Genomic DNA, 20,208 nt, shown 5'->3' on the forward strand with positions numbered 1-20,208 from the left:
GGGATAACGCCAGCACGCGTTGCCGATCGCTTTCCGGCCATGGCGGTCACTTCCTCAAGGGCGTTTTCGGCCTTGTGACAGAAAAGTTTCAGTGGTTGGGCAGATGCCTGTCGGCTTGGATATCGATTGGGCATCGCAGCGTTTCCAGCGGATCGGCGTCGGCCTTACAATCAGCGATAGTTTCCCGATTATCGCGCCACATCTGTGCCGCATCGACCACGATCCGCCACCCTTCCGGATTACCGGCGCTCATAATCCGTGCCCCGGCCTCCCACATGCTCGGTTCGCCAATTATATGGGCGGCCATTCTTTCCGGGCCATGCCAGCTGTCGGGAAGCGCGCGTAAGATGACCCCCGGCAGGATAGCCCAGAGCAGACACCCCGCGAGCACGCCAAGGCTGGCGGCCCACACAAGGTGCTTCTGCTGCTCGTTCGCAGCTTGAACCGTCGCAACCACGCCGTTAAGCGCATGCGCGGCCCGATCATACCGCTCGCGCGCACCGCGCAGTTCCTCATGATCGGACCGTCGCACCTTCCGTGCGGCATCATCGATATGCTGGGCAAGATCCTTGGGCGTCAGCTTTAGCGCCGGCCTGGCGGCGATGGCCTTCAGTTCCTGCTGCGCCTGGTTCAGATAGTGCGACATCTCGCCAAGGGTGGCGGTGTAGTCCGGGATGGTGATGTCGGCCTTCTCGGCCGCGAGATGCTCGACTGCCCGGCGCATGAGGGCCATTTCGCGTTCGAGGCGGAAGAAGGCTTCTGCCGCCGGATCGTGATCTTCTTCGCGGATACGCTCGTTGTCGTTCATCACTACCTTCTCCTGCTGCTACATTCCGATCCCGAGGCCGCGTGACCGGCCGCGATCGAACTGAGCGATCCCCGCCAGTTCCCGTGCGATCGAGCGAGCCGGGTCATTGCCGATCCCGAGCGCAAGCCTGCGGCCACGCAGGATCGATTCCACCTGCGCATCGCGCTCAAGACTCTTGGCCATCGCGCCCATCCGATCGGAAAGGGCGCGCGCAGCGCGATGCTCGCCGCGGTCGGCAAGCTGATCGCGCTGCTGGTGAAGCCGCTGCCAGTCCTCCGCAAAGCGATCGGCACGCTGGACCGGATCGGCGCGGACCTGTGCTTCGCGCTGCATGGCGCGGATCGTATCCCGGCTCTCGCCCTGTGCAGCCGGGCGGACAAGCTCGGGATGGCGTTCAAAGGCGGATTCCAGATCGATACGGGTATGCGGTCCGATCGCATCGAGCGCGCTCCGTGCCTGTACCAACGCGTCGCGCTGATGCGGCAACACCGGCAACTTCTGTTCGCGCATGCGGTGGATATCATCGCGCGCCCGCGCATAGTGCTCAACCGCACGGCGTGTGTCTGACGCTCGCGCTGGCGTCGACGGTGACGCCTCCAGCGCCCGCGGTTTGGGCCGGAAGTCCGCAAAAACACTCCGCGCCTTCTCCGGCACTTTGCGAACGGTTTCGACAACCTGGTCACGGAAAGCAATTCCGCGCCGCTCGGCAAAAGCCTCCCTGAGTGAGACGGAGGGATCGCGCCTCAGATCACCCCGGCGGTAATCGCCCGCCATGTCCTTGCCCCGCTCGCGCGACAGCATGCGGACAAGCCGCAAGCGATCCCGGAAGTCGTCCTTGCCATAGTGAAGCTGCACCCCGTCGCGATGCCGCGACAGGGCAACATAGGCGCCATGCCGATCCATCCCCGGTGTCGCGAGCACATGGGCGCGGTCGACGGTCATGCCCTGCGCCTTATGGATCGTGGCGGCATAACCATGATCGAGATCGCGATATTCTTTGGGGTCGAACATCACCGAGCGCCCGTCATCGGTGCGCACCGCCATGGTGCGTTGGCTGACCCGCTCGACCGTTCCGAGCGTCCCGTTCTTTACCCCCAGGCTGCGCTCATTGCGCAGGAACATAATCCGGTCACCAGCTGCAAAGTCGCGACCGCCGCGCTCGACTGTCAGGTGTACGTCCTCGCCCAGCTCATCGGCATCGCGCATGCGCCCGCGCGCCGCGTCGTTGAGCGCGCGCACTTCGTCATTGGTATGGGTAAGGATGATCCGGCTGGCATCCGGATCCGCCCGCCGGTCGCGATCCCAACGATCGATCAGCGCGCTACGTGCGGTCTCGCGCGTCTCAGCGACATGAACCATACCCCGTTCCGCATATGCGCCGATCGCTTCACCGGTTCTGCCGGTGGCGAGATGCCGCGTGGCCTCGCACTGCCAGTCTTCGCGCTGCCGGCGCACCTCGGTGATCTCCGCGCTGCCATGGCGCTCGGCAATCGCGCGGAACGCAGCGCCGGCTTCGATGGCCTGCAGCTGCTCCACATCTCCGACCAGCACGATCTTGGCGCCGCGGGTCTCGGCTTCGCAGATGACCCGCTCCATCTGCCGTGTGCCGACCATCCCGGCTTCATCGATCACGAGGATATCGCGATTGGTGAGAAGATCTCTGTCGTGCGCCCACTGATGTTCGAGACTGGCGATCGTGCGCGAAGCGATGCCCGAGCCGTTCTCCAGACCTTCGGCAGCAATGCCTGACAGAGCCGCACCGCGCACGCGGTAGCCGGCGCGCTCCCATCCATCGCGCGCAATGCCCAGCACGGCGGATTTGCCGGTCCCGGCATAGCCGGTGATGTTGGCAAGGTCGGGACCTGTCAGTATGCGCTCGAGAGCGGCCCCCTGTTCCCCCCATAGAACGAGGCCGTTACTCCCGGCGGAAGCGATCGCACGTTCGATCGTTTTCGCCGGGAGACCATGATGCCGCCGCATCGATAGCTTGTCCGTAGCCCGCTCCAACCGATCCTCGCACTCCAGCATCGCGCGCGAGGTAAACCGGTCCTGCCCGCGGCCATCCTGACCGAGTGCGACCAACTCGGGCGATGCGCGCACCGCGCCCAGCACCGCATCGAACTGGTCTTTCCCATCGCTGTGGCGATGGACGAACATCGCCAGATCGCGATTCGTAAACGTAGCTTGCTGGTGCGTAATTGCATCGAGCGCCAGCGCGGGGTTGACGATAATCCGTTCCCCGTTGGCGCGGGCGATCGCGCGGTGCTGCTCGATCCGTTCGATCTCGAGCGCGCCGTCGCGACCCTCCATACGCGAGGCGGCGGGCCCGATCTTGTCCTGCGGTTCGAGATCGATCCCCTGTGCTTGGAGACTGCGATGATCGATCCGCGCGTCGATATCGAGTTCGGCGAGGCGGGTGTTGACATGATCGGCCCAGGCTTCGCGCCAGTGTTCGATAAGCTCAGTGCGGTTCCAGTCGCGAACCTTCGCACCGAAGCCGGCGTTTCCGTCCTCGTCGGCAACGATCTCGCGCATGGTCAGCATCACATGTGCGTGGGGTTTGGGCTCGCCGTCTTCACCGATGTCCCGGTGGACATTGAGATCGGCGATCATCCCGGCCTCGACGAACTCGGCCTGCACAAAATCGCGGGCAAGGTCGATGCCTTGCTGCTCGGTCATCTCGCGCGGAATGGCGAACTCGACCTCGCGCGCCAACTGTGCGTCCTTGCGCAGTTCTGCTGCTTCGACATCGTTCCACAGCCGTTCGCGCATCCGCCATTCATCGGGCGCATGCTCAGGCAGCAGCACTTCGGAATGCACCACGCCTGTCTTGTTGGTGAAGTCGTGCGCCCGGTCGAGCCGCGCGTCGTGCAGCCGCTCGGCCGAACGATAGGCCGCGGCAGCCACAGCGCTGCGCCCAGCGCTGCGGGAAATGACTTTGGCCGAAAAGTGGAAGATCGCCATGGCGGCATTCCAGTTACACGCCAAAGCGCACGTCGGCACGACGTATAAGCGCGCCCTCTCCCGAAAAATTCCGGGGAGGGACTGGGCGGTTTCAACCCGTCCCGACCACCTTGCTGCGCCGGGCAACGCGCAGCCCTAAGATGAGTGCATCACCAGCTACAAGGAGATGCACGATGCGCAAACCGCGTGATATCGATTCGGAACTGCAGGCGCTTGAGGCCAAGGCGAAGGCGCTCAAGGAACGCCGCGTTCGCCAGCTGGGCGAGCTTGTCATCGCAACGGGTGCCGATGCACTCGATGCCGAGATTCTTGCCGGCGCATTGCTCGGCGCGGCGGCGAACGACGATGCGAGTATGAAGGAGGGCTGGCGGCAGGCGGGGGCGGCGTTCTTTCAACGCACGACCCGCAAAGCTACGCGCAGCGTTGGTCGCGGCGTCAGCGGCAAAGCGGCGAACGCAGACGATGCGCAACCGGTTGCTGGCCAGGCGAGCGCGGCATGACACGCGCGCGTGGCAAGTGAAGCGGCGCGAGCGCACGCGGCAGTTGATCGAACTGGGCGGACTTGTTGCCAAGGCGGGTCTCATCGAGCTCACCGATGATGATCGGGCGGTGATCTTCGGTCTCCTCGTGGAGACGGCAGGAACGCTGCGGAGCGAGAACGGCGAGCAGGCGATGCTGCTGTGGCGGCGACGCGGTAAGAGAGCGTTCGACGCTGTTGGGACAAACTCATCGCCGAAGCGTTCTTGAGAGCGCGCTGTCCAGGCCGAAGAGCCTGAATTAGCCGACTCAAGAATGAAGAGAGGAAATCTTCATGCTGCGGGCGAAGATGATGCAGCCTCACGAGTGGCTGCTGTTCCAGAACGACTTTGCCGCGGTCGCCTTCGCCGCTGAGGATCCGACATATGCAATGTTCCGTGAAGCGGGGAGTTTGGTCGAGCCTTCCACCATCCTGATTGCAGCGTCCGATACGGCCGCCTTGGAGGCGCTGTCACCGGGCGGCTGGTTCGATTGCACAGACCCGAGCCAGCGAACATGGCAGCTAGTAGTGGGCAGCGGCAACGCTCATGAACAGTATGGATTTGAGCGAGGTTGAGCGCCCCGGCGCTCCGGTCGAAGTCGCGGTCAAACAGGCGAGTGCTGATGCGCCGCTAGCTTCCAATCTTGCCCTCGGCGCACATAGGTCGAACCGATCAGAGCTGCGTAGGGCTCACTGTCAGCGCGGGTGACATCGGCGCGGTAGCTGATGATGACCACATCGTCGGACACTTGAAGGAACTGGCGGTGCGAGATCTCGAGGTTCCGCCACCTGTTCGAAGGCGTCGCTGTCGCCGCGACATCCTCGCGCGAATGGACTCCGTGCATCTCGCCTGCCTGCGGAAAGACCAGCAGGCATTGCTCGTCGACGTGCGCGAGGAAATGATCCTCGCCCGCGAGCCAGAACCCTTCTTCGATGGTATAGAGATCGTCCTCGAGCGCCACCACTGTCCTCCGTTATGTATGACGAGAACACATGCACCATGCGGCTCGTTCCGAGGCGGCACCGCTGCTCGCGAAGACAGATCAAGCTCCCGCGCTAATGAGATGTTCTGCCAGCGGTGCAAACAAGCTCCTGCTCAATAGCCATGTGTATTTTTGGGTGGAACGCGCTTTCAATGATGCGCAGAGCTAGATTTCTATCCGATACTGGAATGAACTTTATGCGTCCCGTGCGTTGTACATGCTACTGGAAAGGCCGCCGAACAGGGAGCGATGAATGCCTGAAGAGAACGAACTGAACGCTGTCGAGCTTGCGACCGAGATCACGATTGCCTGGCTCGGCAACCAGAACAACCAGGTCACAGCAGACGAAGTCCCGGCATTCCTGCGCTCGATCCATCAGACGGTGACCGAGCTTGGCAGCGGAACGGAAACATCCGGCGATGAACAGGAAGCAGAAGAGTTCACGCGGGCGGTCTCGGTGCGCAAATCTCTCGCTTCCAAAGACCACATCATCTCGATGATCGACGGCAAGCCGTATAAGACGCTGCGGCGGCATCTGTCGACGCATGGCCTTACGCCCGAGGAGTATCGCCAGCGCTACAATCTCAAGCCCGACTACCCGATGGTGTCGGAGACTTACTCAGCGAAGCGCCGGGAGATGGCGAAGAAAATTGGTCTCGGTCAGAAGGGCAGGGCCGCCAGATCTGCGACCAAGGCTAGCCCGGCAAAAGGACGCGCCCGCAAAGCCAAGACTGCGTAAGCGCCGCACCGCGGAAGATCATCTATGAAGCAAAGCTCCCGCGGCACCGAGGCGCCGCGGGAGTCGCCCGTTCAATCCGCCGGATTCCAGAGGATGGCGAACCGGTCGTCGCGCTTCTCGCCAGCGGCCTGGACCAGATTGGCGTAGAGCCGGCGCGGCCCGAACTCAGGGGCTGCAAAGCTGAGCGAGACGTACGTGCGTCCGCTCGCTTCGGAACGGCGGTTCCAACCGGCGCCGATCTCGACGTCGCCGACATAGACCCGGTAGTCGGGCTGGATGTCGCTGGTCTTGCGAGGGTTGGCAGCGATGGTGATGTCCTCGCGGATGCTGATGGTCTTCAGCTGTCCCTTGAAGGTGCCGTTGTCCTGGGCGGTGACATATCCGATGGCAGGCATGATGCTTTCTCCTTGTCTGTCGACCGGGACCCGTTCCCTGTCGATGGGCCGACCGAAATGGCCGGGACAAGAAGGGCTGGAACCGAAGGGCCGCAGCGTCAGCGGAGGACCGGAGACGGCGAGATTCTTGTCTCGCGAGGAGCCACATGTATGCGGCGGGGAAGAATCTCGCTGGCGATGGTTTTTGCAGGGCTTCGACCGGCCGTAGGTCATGGCCCGACGAGACGGGCGTGGTTCGCGTGACAGCAGGAGAATCATCCCCTTACCACCAGCTCGTTCCGATCGAGATGGCCGTCATCGCTGCACGGCAATCGCTCTGCGGCATCGGGCCAGGGCACGCTCCATGTGGTATTTCACCGCCTTGTTGCTGACGCCGAGGTGCTGCGCGATTTGCTTGTAGGTCAGATGTCGCAGCCGATGGAGCAGGAATATATGGCGGGTCCTGCACGGCATGGCGCGTAGCGCTCGCCAGTAGGCGCGCCGTACATCCGCGGCCTCGATCCGCCATGTCTGTTCAGGTCGGGCCGAGGCATCGCGTTCCTCATCGAACGAATGGAAGATTGCCGGCTGCCGCATCTTCCGGCGCGCCCGCTCGATCAGGAGATTGCGAGCAGTTCGGGTCAGATAGGCCCCAGGAAATTCGACCCGCTCGAATGCGCCACTGCGAAGAAACCGCGTGAAAGCCTCCTGCATCAGATCGGGTGCAGCATCCGGGCCAGCTCTCTTTCGGAAATAGCGAAGCATCCGCTTATGCTCGGCACGATAGAATGCGTCGAACGCGGCGCTGGAATTCGTCCCGGTCATGGCCGGACCCTCCGCTCACGCATGTCGAGCGGCGCATCGCGCGAACTGCGGTAGAGGGTGATCCCGGCTTCGATCCGATCGAGGATGAACGTGTCGCGCTCGGCCTCGGCGATGCGAATGTCGGCTTCGGAGTAGATCTCGAGCCCAACCGCACAGCGGCTGCCCAGCTCGCGCTCGATGATGGTCTGCGCGCGCCGCCAGCAGCGCTCGTCGGTGAACAGCGGATGGTTGACGACGATCCAGAGCTCGTAGTCGGAGAACGCGATCGTGTTCTGGTCTTCAAACCAGGACCGCCGCGCGTAGGGGCCGATCAGGATAATCTGCCGGATCTCGCCTGGCTCAGGCGCCTGGACTTGGGCCGGCTCGAAGCAGGCGCGCAGGATGCGGATAATCCGCTCGATCTCCTGCTGCTTGCGGCGGACGAGATGGGCGACGCGCGCCATCACGACTTCGCGCGCGTAAACGTCGCTTGGAGTTGGGATAAGCATGAAAAGCTCGCACACCGGCGGTCCGCGCTTAGCTGCGCGGATGTGCAAGCGGTGTCCGCTGTGTGCCGCGGTGCGGACTTACAGCAACCGTCCGACCTTGGCGGCCGGACCTACTTGATGCCTGGCAAGGACTATCCTCGAGATGGCCGCCAGTGTTCCATCTCGTGGCGGAACTATGCCAGAATAGGTGAATCCCGGCAAGCTGGCAGGGGCTTGCTGGCTCTGCGGCGCTATTCGCGCACGGCGGCTTCCAGGGCGGCGATCCGTTCGGAGCAGACCTCGTGGACCACGCGGCCCAGTTCCTCGACGCGCTCGCCGAGCCAGGTCAGCTCTTCCTCGCTGATCTTGTAGTGCTTGGAGTAGCGGGCCTTGGTGTAGGCTTCCTTCAGCTTCTGGAACATCGCCCGCTCGCGGCGGCTTTCTTCCGGCCAAACACCGTGGAGCCGCCGGTCCAGCCCTTCCGCGAGTGAGCGCAGGAAAGCGATATTGTGGTTGTAGGGCGTGTAGAAGGTCAGTGTCAGGAGGAGGCAGGCGTAGAGGCGTTCAACGGTCTGATGCAGGTCGAACGCTGCGTCTTTCATGAAACCACGGTCCATGTCGAACTTGGCGATTTCGAAGCGCTTCATGGCTGAAGGAAAGCCATCCTCGAAATACTCGCTCGCCGCTTCCAGCGCCTCCTGCGGCGTCTTTGGCTTGGGCGTGGCGAGTTCGCGGTCGTCAGCTTCGTAGAGCGCGATCCCGTCCTTCGCGACTTCCATGAAGAACACACGCCCATGCGCGAGACCATCGTTAACCTCGTGCAGGCAATGCACGATGAAGTTGACCGGCGTGCGCAGTGTCTTCTCGATCGTGTAGGCGCGGATCAGCCGCTCCTCGGCTTTCGCCCAATAGGCCGCGCGGTCAGTCATCTCCTTCTGACTGACGATGACCAGAATATCGTAGTCGCTCTTGTACTGGTTGGCGGACATCGGCGCATCGACCCAGTCGCCGCGTGCATGGCTGCCGAAAAGGATGATCTTGAGAATGCGCGCGCCCTTGCGCGGGCCGGTCGCGTTCTCGGTCGCGGCGCCAAACTCATCGAAGATGATCTCGACGATGCGCTCAAGCTCGCGCTGCTTGGCGGCTGGAAGATGATCGAGATCGGTGCGCATGGTTCGGTGAATCTTCGAGCAATCACCGTATCATGGCAAGGGTTATCGCGGTCACTTGGGGACAACGATAAATCGTCGCAGCTATGCGAACAATGCGCCTTGCTTGGATCTCGTGGCGGATCGCACCTTCCAAGACGCCATCACATGCTGGTCCGCTTCCACCAGACGTCTGCATCAGATCGGCGGTAGCAAATGCGGACGTCTGTCGATTCCTAGGCGCACTCAGAAGGACGCTTAAATTATGGCTGGGGCCCGGACGCCACAAAATTCGCGGCGAAGGTTTTCCAACCCAACTTGGCAATGCAGGTGACGGTGGAGATTGTATCGCCGCGGTAGAAGATGGTGCATTCTCCGCTGGCGTCCTGTGCGGCACGCCCTCTTATCTGGAGCCGTGCGATCGTCATTATATTGCCGTAAGCCGCCCTTCATAGCGGAACTGCGATCCACCCGAAGACCGGCGAAAGTCAATCGCGCTATTCGCCCCCCGCCGCGAGATGGCAACGGAATTGCACACGGCAAAGCCGGTGTCGGGACCCACCTTCTCGGCCGCTCGCTTGTATTCGCACCGCCCCTCCAGTTCGATCGTGCGGGGCTCCGGTGAATCGTCGGCAGCGCTGATCGTGGCTGCGGGCGTGAAAGCGCCGGTCAGAGCAGCGATGAGCAGAGCGGGGCTAGCGAGTATAGGCAGTTGTTTTTCCTTGCATGTGGCGCGGAGCTCGGTCGCACCTGCGCATCACAAAAGAGGCAACGGCGCGACAAGCGGCCCGAACCTACGAAAATAGCCAGATGCCATAAAAATGGCCTTAACAGCTCACGCCGGGACCAGGCGAGCGCCTCAGGCGGATGCCGACCCTCTGCCTTTTGGTAGCTAGATCGCCGAAATTTGCCCTTCCGCCAACGCGGACGGAGCTGCCACTATCGGCGTTGAACCGTTCCGTGAAACCCGCCATACGTTCATGCGGAAGCATCGGACAATGAGTGGGAAGTAGCCGTTCCGCGTCAAATGCCGTTATGACGCGTAGAGGACGTTCGAAGCTTCATTAGAGACCCACACGAATAGGGCGAACGCCGCTGTTTCAGCGGTGGCGATGATGTAGCGATGCCGCCATCTTAGCGCCCGGCTTCCGGCGAAAAGAACGACGGCGAATGCTGCTGCCGGGAAGAGTGGCAGGCGCTCCATCTCATGCGATGGTATATAGGGCAACGTGAAGACGAGCGCAGCGAAGAGCAGCGCTACTTCCGCAAAGCCGAACCCAAGCTTCTTCATCCTGGCAGGAATATTGCGCCCTTCACGCCAGCGCAACCGAATGTCCGTGGTTGGGTCGGAGCTGAAAGGCCACTGCAGCTGCAGAATTGCCTGATCGGCCATCTGCCTGCGTGATGTTGCAGCACCCCTATCGCCGATAATTGTTGCCGTTCCTAGGCTAAGATCAACCCGTCAAAACCGGTCGTCCATTCATGCAGGCCAGCCGACCGTCAAATGGCAGGTATTAAGATGGGCGGCAGGCAGCTTGGCAGGCGCCAGTTTGGGTGGCAAGCGGACTTGCGAGTTCAGCTGAGATGGAACGGAATGCGGACCTTCACACCGTCACAGCGCGCCAATATTTTGTAGCCACTGCACCACTTGGCCGGGCCATTGCGTCGTTATCGGATTGTGCGTCGGTCGCAGTCCGAAAGCATGCCCGCCCTCTGCATATATACGCATGTCCACGGGAACTCCCGCTTCCTTCAGCGCCAAGGCGTAAGCGATTGGATGGCTAATATTGTCGATCGGATCGTCCATTGCGTGGATCAAAAACGTCGGGGGCGCTTTCGAACTGATCTCAACCCATGGCGCTAGGCTCAGATCGGTTTTTGCATTGCTTTCGTCCCAAAGCCGCGCGGTATAGGCGATGATCGCGAAATCGGGCACCGCAGATTGCCGGTCGGCTTTATCGACCGGTGTGTAAGTACGCTCTTCTACATTGCTCATGTTCGCAGCGAGATATGCGCCTGCCGAGAACCCGATTACGCCGATCTTATCCGGATCGATCCCATAGCTCGAAGCCGATTGGCGCAGCAGGCCCATCGCCCGCTGCGCGTCCTGCAAGGCCAGCAACACGTCGGGTCGCCGGCGGTGGCCGCTTTTCTCGTCCATCGGCCATTCCTGCGGCACCCGATATTTCAGGAGGACGCACGTCATGCCTTCTTGCACCACCCAATCGCAAATCTCGGTGCCCTCTATATCCATCGCCACAGCCGCAAACCCGCCACCCGGCAGCACGACCATGGTTGTGCCGGTGTCGTTTTCCTTCGGCCGGTAGATGGTCATTGTTGGGCGAGTGACATAGCTAGCCCAGTGCCAAGGCTGCCCTGCAACGAGCGAACTGCCATTTCCCGTGTGCTCAGGATAATCGCCGCTATCCGGCAGCAAGAGTTCGTGATCGTCCGGCCATAGCGGCACCTGAGTGCCCCCAGGTCCGGGTTGCCAGACCCCCAGCCGCTCGACTTTCTCCAACTGGTTCGATGGTTCCTCGCTTTTGCTGGCATTGCCTGCAGAACAGGCGCCCACCCCAAGCACGACTGACGCGAAAAAAACTGATCGAGGAAGCATAATGCCAAGCTAACGGACATCTGTTTGCAGGCAACTCGGAATCGGCTGTCCATCCGCAATGACATCGTGTGCTGCCAGTCCGTATCAGGGTTAGCTTCGCCCCAGTCGGTGGACCGGGTTTTAGATGGCTTGAGGGTGGTCAGCTTTGCGGAAGTTTGAGTGACTGCTGGCCCAAACGAGTCAGATCGAATGGTGTCAGCACTTAGCCATCACTTTTCTCACGTTCGACGAGGCGTATCTCGTACAACCATGGCCACAACTTGCCAGTTACGAACAATCGCCGCTCCTTGGCAGCCCAAGCAATGCCATTCAGTACAGCATCGCTGTCTGTCATGCCTTGTTCGTGGAGCGCACGGAGGTCGACCAGCTGCCGCACGGCTCCGCTCCGGGGATCGATCCCGACGATGAATCTGGTCATCCATACGTTAGCAAAAACGAGGCCATCGATGACCTCTAGTTCATTTAGCATCCGAAGTGGCCGACCGTTGATTGTCACGGGGATCGTCCGGAGGACGGCGTAGTGGTCTGGATCGAGCACCCGCAGCGTGCTGCTGCCGTCGGACGCGATCAGCGCATCACCCATTCGGGCTAGACCCCAACCTTCGAAAGGATAGCCCTTGTCGCTGCGGACCGGGGCAAGATCGCTCAATCGCCAGCGATGTATAGTCCCGTCTTGCCAAGTGAGGCTGATGAGCTCGCCCTGCCAGAGCGCCAAGCCTTCGCCGAATTGGGTTTTGGGGATCACGCGACGTGCGAGCACCTCGCCAGTAGCGGGATCAACCTTCCGTATTTCCGAACGTCCAGTCCTGCCGGTGCTTTCGTAAAGGACGCCTTCATGCCACAGAAGGCCTTGTGTAAAGGCATCAGGATCGTGTGGATAGCGCGCGACCACTTGCGCATCGTATACCGTCGGTTGGTTGACCTGCGCCTCACTTATAAGGGCAGGGCCGGCCGCATTCAGCATTGCTGATGTGGCGGATGTGGCGGCCAGAACCGCAGCAAAGAGAACACTGCGTGTTATCATGGAAGCCCTTCCTTCGAACGACCGCTCCTAGCTTGCGGCGGCGCGGCCTAAACGGCAAGCTTGCGTCGTGTCCGGACAGGCAAATTTCAGTCCCGGTCTTCGGACTGCTGCCATTCCGGTAGAATGAGGGCCGATAGACCGATGCCGCGAACAAAGACGACATTCAGCGATCCAAACCGGCTTCCCGATACCGGTCATTCGTTCATCGCATTTTCTAGCAACTGAAACGGCTTATTCTGGGCCGATAGGAGACCCGGCAGCTCTCGGCGCGAGAAGTACGATTAGCTGCCGCTGCAAGAGTGTCCGGCGGCCATTGAGCCGCATTGAGCTCATTAAGCATCCGCAACGCGGGGCATTACAAACTCATTGCTAACAGTTGCTAACTTTCTCCGTTCTATCCCTTTTCCTGCGATACGAAATCGCTTGACGCTGACCAGCACTTCGCGATGATTGATCTATTCTTGGCAGCAGGGGGGAAATGCCATGAGGGCAGCGGTGAGTTTGCCGGCTTTGCTGGCACTGAGTGCACTTGGCTCCGCAGCCTCTGCACAGGAGGAATCCAGCGAAAGCCTCTCGGCCTGTACGAATCCACAAGATGACTTTGGGCCCTGCTTGGCGCTCGTGGCGGAACGGGAAAGAGTCATCTCGGCTGAAAAAGCAAGGCTCGCTCCTAGCGATCCCCGCGTCGCTTCACTCGCCGAGGATCTAACGGTCACCGCAAATGCTCTGAGCGCTTTGAAGGACTTGTCGAAGCGGACGGCTCAGCTTCAAAATTTGGAGAAAGAGCTTGCTGCTGCCGAGAAGCGGCGAGATGCAGCACAGGATCCGGCTATCAGAGCTTACGAAGAATTGCTTGTAGAAGAGCGATCAAAACAGCGGACAGACTTCAAGAAGGCACTCGCCACCGTGAGTGCAGGGGCATTTCGCTATGCCAGCTTGGCACTGAACTCGACATCCTCTCCAGTTTCACGAGAGGTCGATCCTGAACGTGTAGCCACACCCGCCGGCTGCAGCAGCATGATCGAGCAGCCTCAGGTTACCCTCGACGTTAGCAAATGCGCGGTTCAAGCGATGCGCCAGTCGGCGAGCGTGATTCCTGGGGGCGAGATTAAAGTCCCCGGCAGCGTACTCAATCCGCCAGGTTTCAGCGCGGTCCTCTCGGGAAGTGAGTCGGGCGGAAGCGTCTCATTGACTTTCTCTCAGGAGACCAAGATTCGCAGCTACAGCGTCAGCAGCGATGCTGACGATCCTTTTGTGCAGCGTGCGGTAAGCTTTGGAAGCAGCATCGGCCTGAAGGCAGGCGAAGGCACCCTTTTCAACCGGGACACCTCAGTCGAAAAATTCGATCAAATCGACAACAAAGCTGCGCTCACTGCATCCCTGTTCGCTAACTTCTTTTCCGCGGAACGGAAGTCGGACTGGGACAAGCGCGGCGCCGCATTGAGCAGCGCGGCGCGCGTTGCTTGCCTCGCTGACCAGCAGCTGTCGAAGCCTGTTCGCACCTCAAGCTGTGTAGGAGAGTCGCTCACCAGCTGGGTCTATGCGCTTGGTCCCAACGGAGAGCGGTTGAACAAGACCCTCGCCGATCAAGCGGACTCGCTCTATTTCGGCGGTCGTTCGTCGATCCCTCGGTTCGGCGGCGGGGTCAATGTCGAGATCGCTCGCTCTTCGTATAATTATCTGCTGCCAGAGCGCTTCACGACATTCTTCAACAGCGATTTCAACGACAAAGTCTTCAAAGAGGCGGCGTTCTTGCGATCCTCGTCCTGGGTCGCCTCAATCTCGCCCTATGCGTTTGTGCGGCTTACAAAGGCCGATGCAAAACTGGGGATTTCGTTAATCCCCTCCTACACCATCGCCACGACGCTGGGATATGCACAGGGCTACGAAAAGCCGCTTTTCTGCCCGCCCCTCGACATCAGTGAGCCATTCTCGACCTCTGCTTGCAAGCGGTTCTACGGCGCAGCGCCGACCTCAGCGGAAGTGGAGACCTGGGCCCTAGAGGCGCGCTCGGCGTTTCCCATATGGGGCGATATTGACCTAATCGCTTCTCCCAAGGTCAGCTGGAACGACAAGGATCGTGCGTTCAACCACCCATGGCTGATCGCTCTCCCGGTCCTTGCGTTCACAGATCTAGCCAAGACATCAGCAATCGGCTTCAAGGTAGACTGGGCTTTTGGCCAACGTGACGCTCTTGGAGTGGAGGAAGACGACGACCTCGTAGTCAAGCTTGTCTATCAGAAGGCGTTCAACCTGGTGGGGAAATGACCTGGTTGCGAGCTCCGCGGAGAAGGACGGACTGATCGATCTTGAGTACACGTGCGGGCGCAATCCCGTTCATGTGAAGTGTCATGGTTGAACCCAGCAGCTTTCGAGGCGCACGGCCAGCGGCATCTCTCGGGCCCTCTCCTGCCTGTCAGGTTTCAGGCGCAGAAATTGAGAAACCTGACATTCGGGTGCGCCGAAAGCCTCGGTCGATCACCGCCGACATAGCCGTCGTTCGAGGCGGCAAACGGCATCCTCATAAGCTGCCCTACATTCACGAGTCGCGTTGACGACCACGATCGACCGACGTGGCAGACGATCCGGAAGGCCCCTCGATCATATCCCCGAGCGGTTGATCAGGGCGCGCTGTCTTCGCGGAAGCGATCCATCTGGTGCATCCGCTCGTGCAGGAGCGTCACGATGCCGACTGTGCCATCGGTAAACTGGCGCCAATAGATGTAATGATGCGCGTGCCGGCAGTAGAAGCCATCCACACCGAACTCGGCCGGCACCGCGCGCCAGAGCTGATCGCGGCGCGCGATACGGTCGAAGCACGCGAAGAGCTCCCGCACGTAGGTTTCCGCCTGCGCCTCGCCCCAGGTGTCGCGGGTATAGACGTAGATCTCGTCGAGGCGTTGCCCGGCGATCGCCGAGACCGTGAAGCCGGTCATGTCAGCCTCGATGGTTGCGCGCGATCACTGCGTCCGCATCGAGTGGTGCATAGCTAGATTGAGGCGCGGCGAAGGCCCGGGTCAACTCGACCTTGAGCCGATCGAACTGCTCGACTTCGGTTCGCTCCTTGTCGCGGCGGATCAGGTCGCGGACATATTCGCTGACATTCTCATAGGCACCTTGGTCGCCGACATTGGTGGCAACGAAATCACCCAGCGCGCCGCCGATACGAACATTGAGAGTCATGGGCTTGTTCATGTGTCTCAATATAGTGGAAGGATGTGGACGTGCAAGCCGCTTCGCACGAGGCGAGGTGAACTGTCGATCAGTCGTTCAACCGTGCAGCCGCGGTCGGACGAGTCCCGAGCGCATGGCACCGCACTTCGCGCGGATCGAGCGGCAGCTCGCGAACTGACGCCGTTCCCATGCACGGCGGGCATGTCGGCTCGCGCCAACAAAGCGGCCTTTCGCTGGCTCAGATTGTTCCGTCGAAACCCGCGGCACGAACATCGAAGCATCGGGTTGCCAATTGCGGGGCTCAGGCGGCGCCTGGAGCGCGCCCATCGGCGGGATTGCTAGGGAAACGGACATCCGTAGTTCAGGTCACCAACGCTATTTCTGGCAGTTGAATATATGCCGCTAGTCCGCGCGAGGGCCGTAACTCGGCGGCCTGTCTCCAATGCTGAAATGCTTCAGGTGAGCCCTCAAAGGTGGCGAGATAGTAATTCGCAACTGCCGCCACATGTCGGGAAGCCAGACCTTCATCTCCTTCTGCCGATTGGGCAACGTGCTCCCATGCCTGCGCTGTCGAGGCCGATCCGGTTAAAAGCAAAAGATAGGCGTGGAACGCCAAGTAGGAGGGATCAGGCTTAGGTAGGTGTTCAAGAACGGTCTCGAATGAACGCAATGCAAGATCATACTCGCGGTGTTCGAACTGCTTGACCGCTCCGAAAAGCGCCGGCGTCGCTCGCCGCAGAACCCTCCATGTCAAGGGGCTACATAGGCGCCAGATGCGGAGCATCGTGTAAGAATGCAGAATTCCACAACGTCCGCAATGTCATAGTGAACGGAAAGGCTCCCGCCGCAGCGATATGGCTTTAAGCGGTTTCTGGCAGGCATTGGCAACTGCCGCCGATAATTGCCGCCATTCCCAAGCTCAGATCGCGCCGTCGAAACCGGCCCTTCGTTCATCGGCGCGAGTTGCCTGCTAAATGTCGGGTGTCAAAGCCGCCAGTGGTCCGCTCAGCAACGGAATTGTCGTGGTAAGCGGTCAATGAAGACCGTTTATGGCAATATCCATTCCTACCATGAGAATGATCCAAATCGAGTAAGCACAGAGGGCCGCATACCCCGCCGCGACTATCCAGAATGCGGCAGGAGAACTCTCGCGATGCTCATCGCTGCCGTAGGGCATTGGCATTCGACCAGTCCTGAGACCAACGAGGAGAAACCACCCCATCAACTGTGGAATCATCAGGAACGCCGTTCCGCCAACGAAAGCGCCAGCTTCACTGGGAAGCCACCCGAGTACGACCCAAGGTGTCGCAGCGATAAGCAGCATAGCTGCGATCGTTAATAGCTTCTGCTTCGCGGTCCAGTCCCACCAAAACATTGTGCCTCTTAACCGAACTGATCAACGTCCGCTATGGCGTCGTATCCGGAATGGCTGCAGCGGTTGCGGAATGGCCCTAAGAGGACACCGTTGGCGCTGGGGCTCCTACCGCCGACATAGCCGACATTCGGTGGCCGGATTAGCCCGCCGAAACCTGCCTTACGTTCATGCCCAGTGAAAGGCGCAGATTGGGCCGGAAGGCGGACTTCCGCTTTCAGCGTCAGAACGGAGAAAGCTGATTTGTCCCGTTAGGCCAATCGCGCGATCGTCACCATACGCACGAGATCCGAGAGGGTCCTCGCCTGCATCTTCATCATCGCATTGGCGCGATAGACCTCGACCGTTCGCGGACTGATATCGAGATCGAATGCAATCACCTTGTTTGCCTTGCCTTCCACCAGACCGTCGACGACCTCGCGCTCGCGTACAGATAGTAGCGCAAGACGGTCGAGGACTTCGCGGCGTTCGTTCCTGATCTGCTCCGCGCCAGTGCAATCGGTTAGTGCCTTGCGGATGGCCGCGAGCATGGTCTCGTCGTCGAAAGGCTTTTCGATGAAGTCCGCGGCGCCCGCCTTCATCGCCTGGATGGCCAAGGGCACATCGGCATGCCCGGTGATGACGATGACCGGCACCGCCGCGTCGCGCTGTTGCAGTTTCTCGGCGAGTTCGACGCCGCTCGTGCCGGGCATGCGAACGTCGGTTACCACGCATGCGCCGGCCAGCGGAGGCGAGGACTTTAGGAACGCATCAGCCGAGGCGAACGCTCGCACGCGGATACCGGCGACATCGAGAAGAAATTCGAGCGAGTGCCGCGCGCTTTCATCGTCATCGACCACGTAGACGATCGGGTCGTTCGAAGCACTACTCGCCATCATACAGCTCCTCCCGTTCGACACGTTGCAGCGTAAAGCCAAATTGCGCGCCGCCACCGGACGCTTGCCGAGCCCAGATATGCCCGCCATGCGCCTCGACGATCGTGCGCGAGATCGACAGGCCCACGCCCATACCCGTGCGCTTGGTGGTGATGAAGGGCTGAAACAGCCGGTCGGCGACGTCGGGATCGATGCCGGGGCCGGTATCGGTCACCGATATCTGCGCCATTTCGTCGTCGGCCGGTTCGATCGCGATCGTCAGGTTACGCTGCGAGGTAACGGAATCCGCCATCGCGTCGACGGCGTTTCGCACCAGGTTAAGCACGACCTGCTGGATCTGCACCTTGTCGGCCAGCACCAGATCGACCGCGGGGCTGAACTCGTAGTGGACGCGAATGCCATGTTCCTTGGCTCCGACGAGCGCAAGCGCACTGGCTTCCTCTACCAGTTTCGGCAGGCTCTCGATCGTGCGTTCGGCTTCGCCACGGGCCACGAAGTCGCGAAGCCGGCGGATGATATCGCCGGCCCGGAGCGCCTCGGCGGCCGCCCGACCGACCGCCTCCGCCACGCGCTCGTGCGGAATCTCCTCACGCGCAAGCAGCATCCGGCTGCCCTTGAGATAATTGGCGATCGCCGAGAGCGGCTGATTGATTTCGTGCGCGAGCGCCGAAGCCATTTCGCCGAGCGCAGTGAGCCGCGACACATGTACCAGTTCGCTTTGCAGTTCCTGCAACCGTGCTTCGGCCTGCTGGCGCTCGGTGAGATCTCGGATGAATCCGGTGAAGAAACGTTGCCCTTCCGCCTGCACCTCTCCCACCGCCAGTTCGAGCGGAAATGTGGAACCGTCTTTTCGTTCGCCGACCACTACGCGTCCCTTACCGATGATCCGCTTTTCGCCGGTTCGGTAGTAGCGCTCAAGATAGCCGTCGTGCGCGCTGCGATAGGGGTTAGGCATCAGCAAGCTGACGTTCCGCCCGGTTACGTCGGTCGCCTGCCATCCGAACATCCGCTCGGCTGCCGGACTGAAATCGCGGATCATACCGGCCTCGTCGATTACGACCATTGCATCCGGCACAGTGTCGAGGATCGACTGCAGGTGGGCTTCGCGCCGTGCGAGCGCGATGGCCGCCGCTTCGGTTTCGATCCGGGCGCGCTGGAACCATTCGCCGCCGATAGCGACAGCCATGCCGATGAGCACGAAGGCCGTCGCCGCAATCAGGCTTCCGTTCTCAATCGGTCCGCTCAACCCGTCGCACCAGAGACCGGCAGTTGCGCCCGCTACCACGGCGAGAGCCCCTGCCCGAATGCCTGAAAGCGCGCTCGCGACGACCACGCCGGGAACGAAGAAGATGAACGTGGCGCGCTGGCCGAGTTCATCGGCAGCCAGAAGGCGAACCGCTATGCCCGCCCCGATCGCGAGCAGTGCCAGCAGCAGCGCGATCGAAAACGAAAGCCGCGGCAGGAAGCGGCTGACGAAGCTCGTGCGCGCCACCTCCGGTAAGGCCCTTAGGGTGCTCGCGGTAGGGGGATCATCCAAATTTCGCGTTTCCGTTCATCGCCATAGATGGAGGGCACCAGCGGCAATCCAACCACATTCGCCGCAATCGGAGAAATTTCAATGACTGCACCCTTCATCGATCTCGGCGTCCATCACAACCCCCGCGGACTGTCGGATCGGGTTGCGTTCGGCTTCACCAAAGCGCTGCGCTGGTGCGCCGATACGTTCTTTGCCGAGCGCTATGGTCACCGTGCAGTCGTGCTCGAAACCGTGGCGGCCGTGCCCGGCATGGTCGGCGCGACCATCAACCATCTCGCGTGCCTGCGTCGCATGTGCGACGACAAGGGCTGGATCAAGACGCTCATGGACGAAGCCGAGAACGAGCGCATGCACCTGATGACCTTCATCGAGGTGTCGCAGCCCACGTGGTTCGAGCGCACCGTCATCATCGGTGTGCAGTGGGTGTTCTATCTCTTCTTCTTCGCTCTCTATCTGATCAGCTCGAAGACCGCGCACCGCGTCGTCGGCTACTTCGAGGAAGAAGCCGTGATCAGCTATACGCACTACCTCGCCGAGATCGACGAGGGGCGCAGCGAGAACGTCCCCGCCCCCGACATCGCCAAGCGCTATTGGGGCCTTCCCGAGGATGCCATGCTGCGCGACGTGGTGCTCGTGGTCCGTGCCGACGAAGCGCATCACCGCGACGTCAACCACGGCTTTGCGAACGAGCTCGCGGGCCTTCCGGTTGGCCAGGTCGCCGAGTGCCCGCCGCACGTGACCCTCGAACCCAACTGGAAGAAGGCGGCCTGATCGAGGCCGCCGG

At 61.1% G+C, this 20,208-nt stretch carries 21 protein-coding genes; 6 read left to right on the forward strand and 15 right to left on the reverse strand.

Features of this window, described 5'->3' with window-relative positions; translation table 11 throughout:
* Nucleotides 1–88 precede the first annotated feature (88 nt).
* The gene (locus AC3A5N_RS12590) at nt 89–808 is read right to left on the reverse strand and encodes a DUF6118 family protein (protein ID WP_487737664.1); all 720 of its coding nucleotides are present in this window, start codon (nt 806–808) and stop codon (nt 89–91) included.
* Between the two features lie 18 nt (nt 809–826).
* Nucleotides 827–3,772 (reverse strand): Ti-type conjugative transfer relaxase TraA, encoded by a 2,946-nt coding sequence (gene traA, locus AC3A5N_RS12595; protein ID WP_487737665.1) that lies wholly within the window; start codon nt 3,770–3,772, stop codon nt 827–829.
* 173 nt (nt 3,773–3,945) lie between these two features.
* Here traA and AC3A5N_RS12600 point away from each other — a divergent pair, with 173 nt between their 5' ends.
* From AC3A5N_RS12600 to AC3A5N_RS12610, 3 genes are all read left to right on the forward strand, one after another.
* Nucleotides 3,946–4,272 carry a conjugal transfer protein TraD gene (locus tag AC3A5N_RS12600; RefSeq protein ID WP_487737666.1) on the forward strand — a complete coding sequence of 109 codons (327 nt, stop codon included), beginning with the start codon at nt 3,946–3,948 and terminating at the stop codon, nt 4,270–4,272.
* 16 nt (nt 4,273–4,288) lie between these two features.
* Nucleotides 4,289–4,519: a conjugal transfer protein TraD gene (locus AC3A5N_RS12605; RefSeq protein ID WP_487737667.1), complete on the forward strand. Its 231-nt coding sequence runs from the start codon at nt 4,289–4,291 to the stop codon at nt 4,517–4,519.
* Nucleotides 4,520–4,583: 64 nt separating this feature from the next.
* The gene (locus AC3A5N_RS12610; protein ID WP_487737668.1) at nt 4,584–4,865 is read left to right on the forward strand and encodes a hypothetical protein; all 282 of its coding nucleotides are present in this window, start codon (nt 4,584–4,586) and stop codon (nt 4,863–4,865) included.
* A gap of 29 nt (nt 4,866–4,894) precedes the next feature.
* On the opposite strand, the gene AC3A5N_RS12615 is transcribed toward AC3A5N_RS12610, so the two are convergent.
* Nucleotides 4,895–5,251, reverse strand: coding sequence for a hypothetical protein (locus AC3A5N_RS12615; protein WP_487737669.1), 357 nt, complete (start codon nt 5,249–5,251; stop codon nt 4,895–4,897).
* A gap of 274 nt (nt 5,252–5,525) precedes the next feature.
* On the opposite strand from AC3A5N_RS12615, the gene AC3A5N_RS12620 reads away from it, so the two are divergent.
* Complete coding sequence (locus AC3A5N_RS12620) at nt 5,526–6,011, forward strand: Ros/MucR family transcriptional regulator (protein WP_487737670.1); 486 nt, start codon at nt 5,526–5,528, stop codon at nt 6,009–6,011.
* A 71-nt stretch (nt 6,012–6,082) separates the two neighbouring features.
* On the opposite strand, the gene AC3A5N_RS12625 is transcribed toward AC3A5N_RS12620, so the two are convergent.
* The 7 genes from AC3A5N_RS12625 to AC3A5N_RS12655 all read right to left on the reverse strand — a co-directional run bounded on the left by AC3A5N_RS12625 (nt 6,083) and on the right by AC3A5N_RS12655 (nt 12,466).
* On the reverse strand, nt 6,083–6,406 hold the full coding sequence (locus AC3A5N_RS12625) for a DUF736 domain-containing protein (protein WP_487737671.1): 324 nt from the start codon (nt 6,404–6,406) through the stop codon (nt 6,083–6,085).
* A 294-nt stretch (nt 6,407–6,700) separates the two neighbouring features.
* Nucleotides 6,701–7,210 carry an RNA polymerase sigma factor gene (locus AC3A5N_RS12630; RefSeq protein WP_487737672.1) on the reverse strand — a complete coding sequence of 170 codons (510 nt, stop codon included), beginning with the start codon at nt 7,208–7,210 and terminating at the stop codon, nt 6,701–6,703.
* The gene (locus tag AC3A5N_RS12635) at nt 7,207–7,698 is read right to left on the reverse strand and encodes a hypothetical protein (protein WP_487737673.1); all 492 of its coding nucleotides are present in this window, start codon (nt 7,696–7,698) and stop codon (nt 7,207–7,209) included. Before AC3A5N_RS12635 ends, AC3A5N_RS12630 begins: the two co-directional genes overlap by 4 nt.
* A gap of 230 nt (nt 7,699–7,928) precedes the next feature.
* On the reverse strand, nt 7,929–8,849 hold the full coding sequence (locus AC3A5N_RS12640; protein WP_487737674.1) for a nucleotidyltransferase and HEPN domain-containing protein: 921 nt from the start codon (nt 8,847–8,849) through the stop codon (nt 7,929–7,931).
* A 1,009-nt stretch (nt 8,850–9,858) separates the two neighbouring features.
* Nucleotides 9,859–10,218: a hypothetical protein gene (locus AC3A5N_RS12645; protein WP_487737675.1), complete on the reverse strand. Its 360-nt coding sequence runs from the start codon at nt 10,216–10,218 to the stop codon at nt 9,859–9,861.
* A 219-nt stretch (nt 10,219–10,437) separates the two neighbouring features.
* Entirely contained in the window at nt 10,438–11,160 is a 723-nt protein-coding gene (locus tag AC3A5N_RS12650) for an alpha/beta hydrolase (RefSeq protein WP_487737676.1), read from the reverse strand.
* A gap of 484 nt (nt 11,161–11,644) precedes the next feature.
* The gene (locus tag AC3A5N_RS12655) at nt 11,645–12,466 is read right to left on the reverse strand and encodes a glutaminyl-peptide cyclotransferase (RefSeq protein ID WP_487737677.1); all 822 of its coding nucleotides are present in this window, start codon (nt 12,464–12,466) and stop codon (nt 11,645–11,647) included.
* Between the two features lie 483 nt (nt 12,467–12,949).
* On the opposite strand from AC3A5N_RS12655, the gene AC3A5N_RS12660 reads away from it, so the two are divergent.
* The gene (locus tag AC3A5N_RS12660; protein ID WP_487737678.1) at nt 12,950–14,734 is read left to right on the forward strand and encodes a hypothetical protein; all 1,785 of its coding nucleotides are present in this window, start codon (nt 12,950–12,952) and stop codon (nt 14,732–14,734) included.
* 353 nt (nt 14,735–15,087) lie between these two features.
* Here AC3A5N_RS12660 and AC3A5N_RS12665 read toward each other — a convergent pair whose 3' ends face one another.
* From AC3A5N_RS12665 to AC3A5N_RS12685, 5 genes are all read right to left on the reverse strand, one after another.
* Entirely contained in the window at nt 15,088–15,402 is a 315-nt protein-coding gene (locus AC3A5N_RS12665; protein ID WP_487737679.1) for a type II toxin-antitoxin system RelE/ParE family toxin, read from the reverse strand.
* Between the two features lies 1 nt (nt 15,403).
* On the reverse strand, nt 15,404–15,661 hold the full coding sequence (locus tag AC3A5N_RS12670; RefSeq protein ID WP_487737680.1) for a ribbon-helix-helix domain-containing protein: 258 nt from the start codon (nt 15,659–15,661) through the stop codon (nt 15,404–15,406).
* Nucleotides 15,662–16,673: 1,012 nt separating this feature from the next.
* Nucleotides 16,674–17,015, reverse strand: coding sequence for a hypothetical protein (locus AC3A5N_RS12675; RefSeq protein ID WP_487737681.1), 342 nt, complete (start codon nt 17,013–17,015; stop codon nt 16,674–16,676).
* 248 nt (nt 17,016–17,263) lie between these two features.
* The gene (fixJ, locus tag AC3A5N_RS12680; RefSeq protein WP_487737682.1) at nt 17,264–17,887 is read right to left on the reverse strand and encodes a response regulator FixJ; all 624 of its coding nucleotides are present in this window, start codon (nt 17,885–17,887) and stop codon (nt 17,264–17,266) included.
* Nucleotides 17,877–19,085, reverse strand: a complete 1,209-nt coding sequence (locus AC3A5N_RS12685; RefSeq protein ID WP_487737683.1) for a sensor histidine kinase — start codon at nt 19,083–19,085, stop codon at nt 17,877–17,879. The genes fixJ and AC3A5N_RS12685 overlap by 11 nt, the downstream gene beginning before the upstream one ends.
* 420 nt (nt 19,086–19,505) lie before the next feature.
* Between AC3A5N_RS12685 and AC3A5N_RS12690 the strand changes: the two genes are divergently transcribed.
* Complete coding sequence (locus AC3A5N_RS12690; RefSeq protein ID WP_487737684.1) at nt 19,506–20,195, forward strand: alternative oxidase; 690 nt, start codon at nt 19,506–19,508, stop codon at nt 20,193–20,195.
* Nucleotides 20,196–20,208: the final 13 nt, after the last annotated feature.

Source organism: Pelagerythrobacter sp. Soil_C_18, assembly GCF_057657235.1.

Excerpts from the sequence above, each read along its gene's own strand:
- AC3A5N_RS12665 (WP_487737679.1), bottom strand. The coding sequence starts at position 15,402 with ATGACCGGCTTCACGGTCTCGGCGATCGCCGGGCAACGCCTCGACGAG.
- traA (WP_487737665.1), bottom strand. The coding sequence starts at position 3,772 with ATGGCGATCTTCCACTTTTCGGCCAAAGTCATTTCCCGCAGCGCTGGG.
- AC3A5N_RS12660 (WP_487737678.1), top strand. The coding sequence starts at position 12,950 with ATGAGGGCAGCGGTGAGTTTGCCGGCTTTGCTGGCACTGAGTGCACTT.
- AC3A5N_RS12670 (WP_487737680.1), bottom strand. The coding sequence starts at position 15,661 with ATGAACAAGCCCATGACTCTCAATGTTCGTATCGGCGGCGCGCTGGGT.
- AC3A5N_RS12655 (WP_487737677.1), bottom strand. The coding sequence starts at position 12,466 with ATGATAACACGCAGTGTTCTCTTTGCTGCGGTTCTGGCCGCCACATCC.
- AC3A5N_RS12600 (WP_487737666.1), top strand. The coding sequence starts at position 3,946 with ATGCGCAAACCGCGTGATATCGATTCGGAACTGCAGGCGCTTGAGGCC.
- fixJ (WP_487737682.1), bottom strand. The coding sequence starts at position 17,887 with ATGGCGAGTAGTGCTTCGAACGACCCGATCGTCTACGTGGTCGATGAC.
- AC3A5N_RS12620 (WP_487737670.1), top strand. The coding sequence starts at position 5,526 with ATGCCTGAAGAGAACGAACTGAACGCTGTCGAGCTTGCGACCGAGATC.
- AC3A5N_RS12645 (WP_487737675.1), bottom strand. The coding sequence starts at position 10,218 with ATGGCCGATCAGGCAATTCTGCAGCTGCAGTGGCCTTTCAGCTCCGAC.
- AC3A5N_RS12610 (WP_487737668.1), top strand. The coding sequence starts at position 4,584 with ATGCTGCGGGCGAAGATGATGCAGCCTCACGAGTGGCTGCTGTTCCAG.
- AC3A5N_RS12625 (WP_487737671.1), bottom strand. The coding sequence starts at position 6,406 with ATGCCTGCCATCGGATATGTCACCGCCCAGGACAACGGCACCTTCAAG.
- AC3A5N_RS12690 (WP_487737684.1), top strand. The coding sequence starts at position 19,506 with ATGACTGCACCCTTCATCGATCTCGGCGTCCATCACAACCCCCGCGGA.
- AC3A5N_RS12640 (WP_487737674.1), bottom strand. The coding sequence starts at position 8,849 with ATGCGCACCGATCTCGATCATCTTCCAGCCGCCAAGCAGCGCGAGCTT.
- AC3A5N_RS12675 (WP_487737681.1), bottom strand. The coding sequence starts at position 17,015 with ATGTTTTGGTGGGACTGGACCGCGAAGCAGAAGCTATTAACGATCGCA.
- AC3A5N_RS12630 (WP_487737672.1), bottom strand. The coding sequence starts at position 7,210 with ATGACCGGGACGAATTCCAGCGCCGCGTTCGACGCATTCTATCGTGCC.
- AC3A5N_RS12635 (WP_487737673.1), bottom strand. The coding sequence starts at position 7,698 with ATGCTTATCCCAACTCCAAGCGACGTTTACGCGCGCGAAGTCGTGATG.
- AC3A5N_RS12590 (WP_487737664.1), bottom strand. The coding sequence starts at position 808 with ATGAACGACAACGAGCGTATCCGCGAAGAAGATCACGATCCGGCGGCA.
- AC3A5N_RS12650 (WP_487737676.1), bottom strand. The coding sequence starts at position 11,160 with ATGACCATCTACCGGCCGAAGGAAAACGACACCGGCACAACCATGGTC.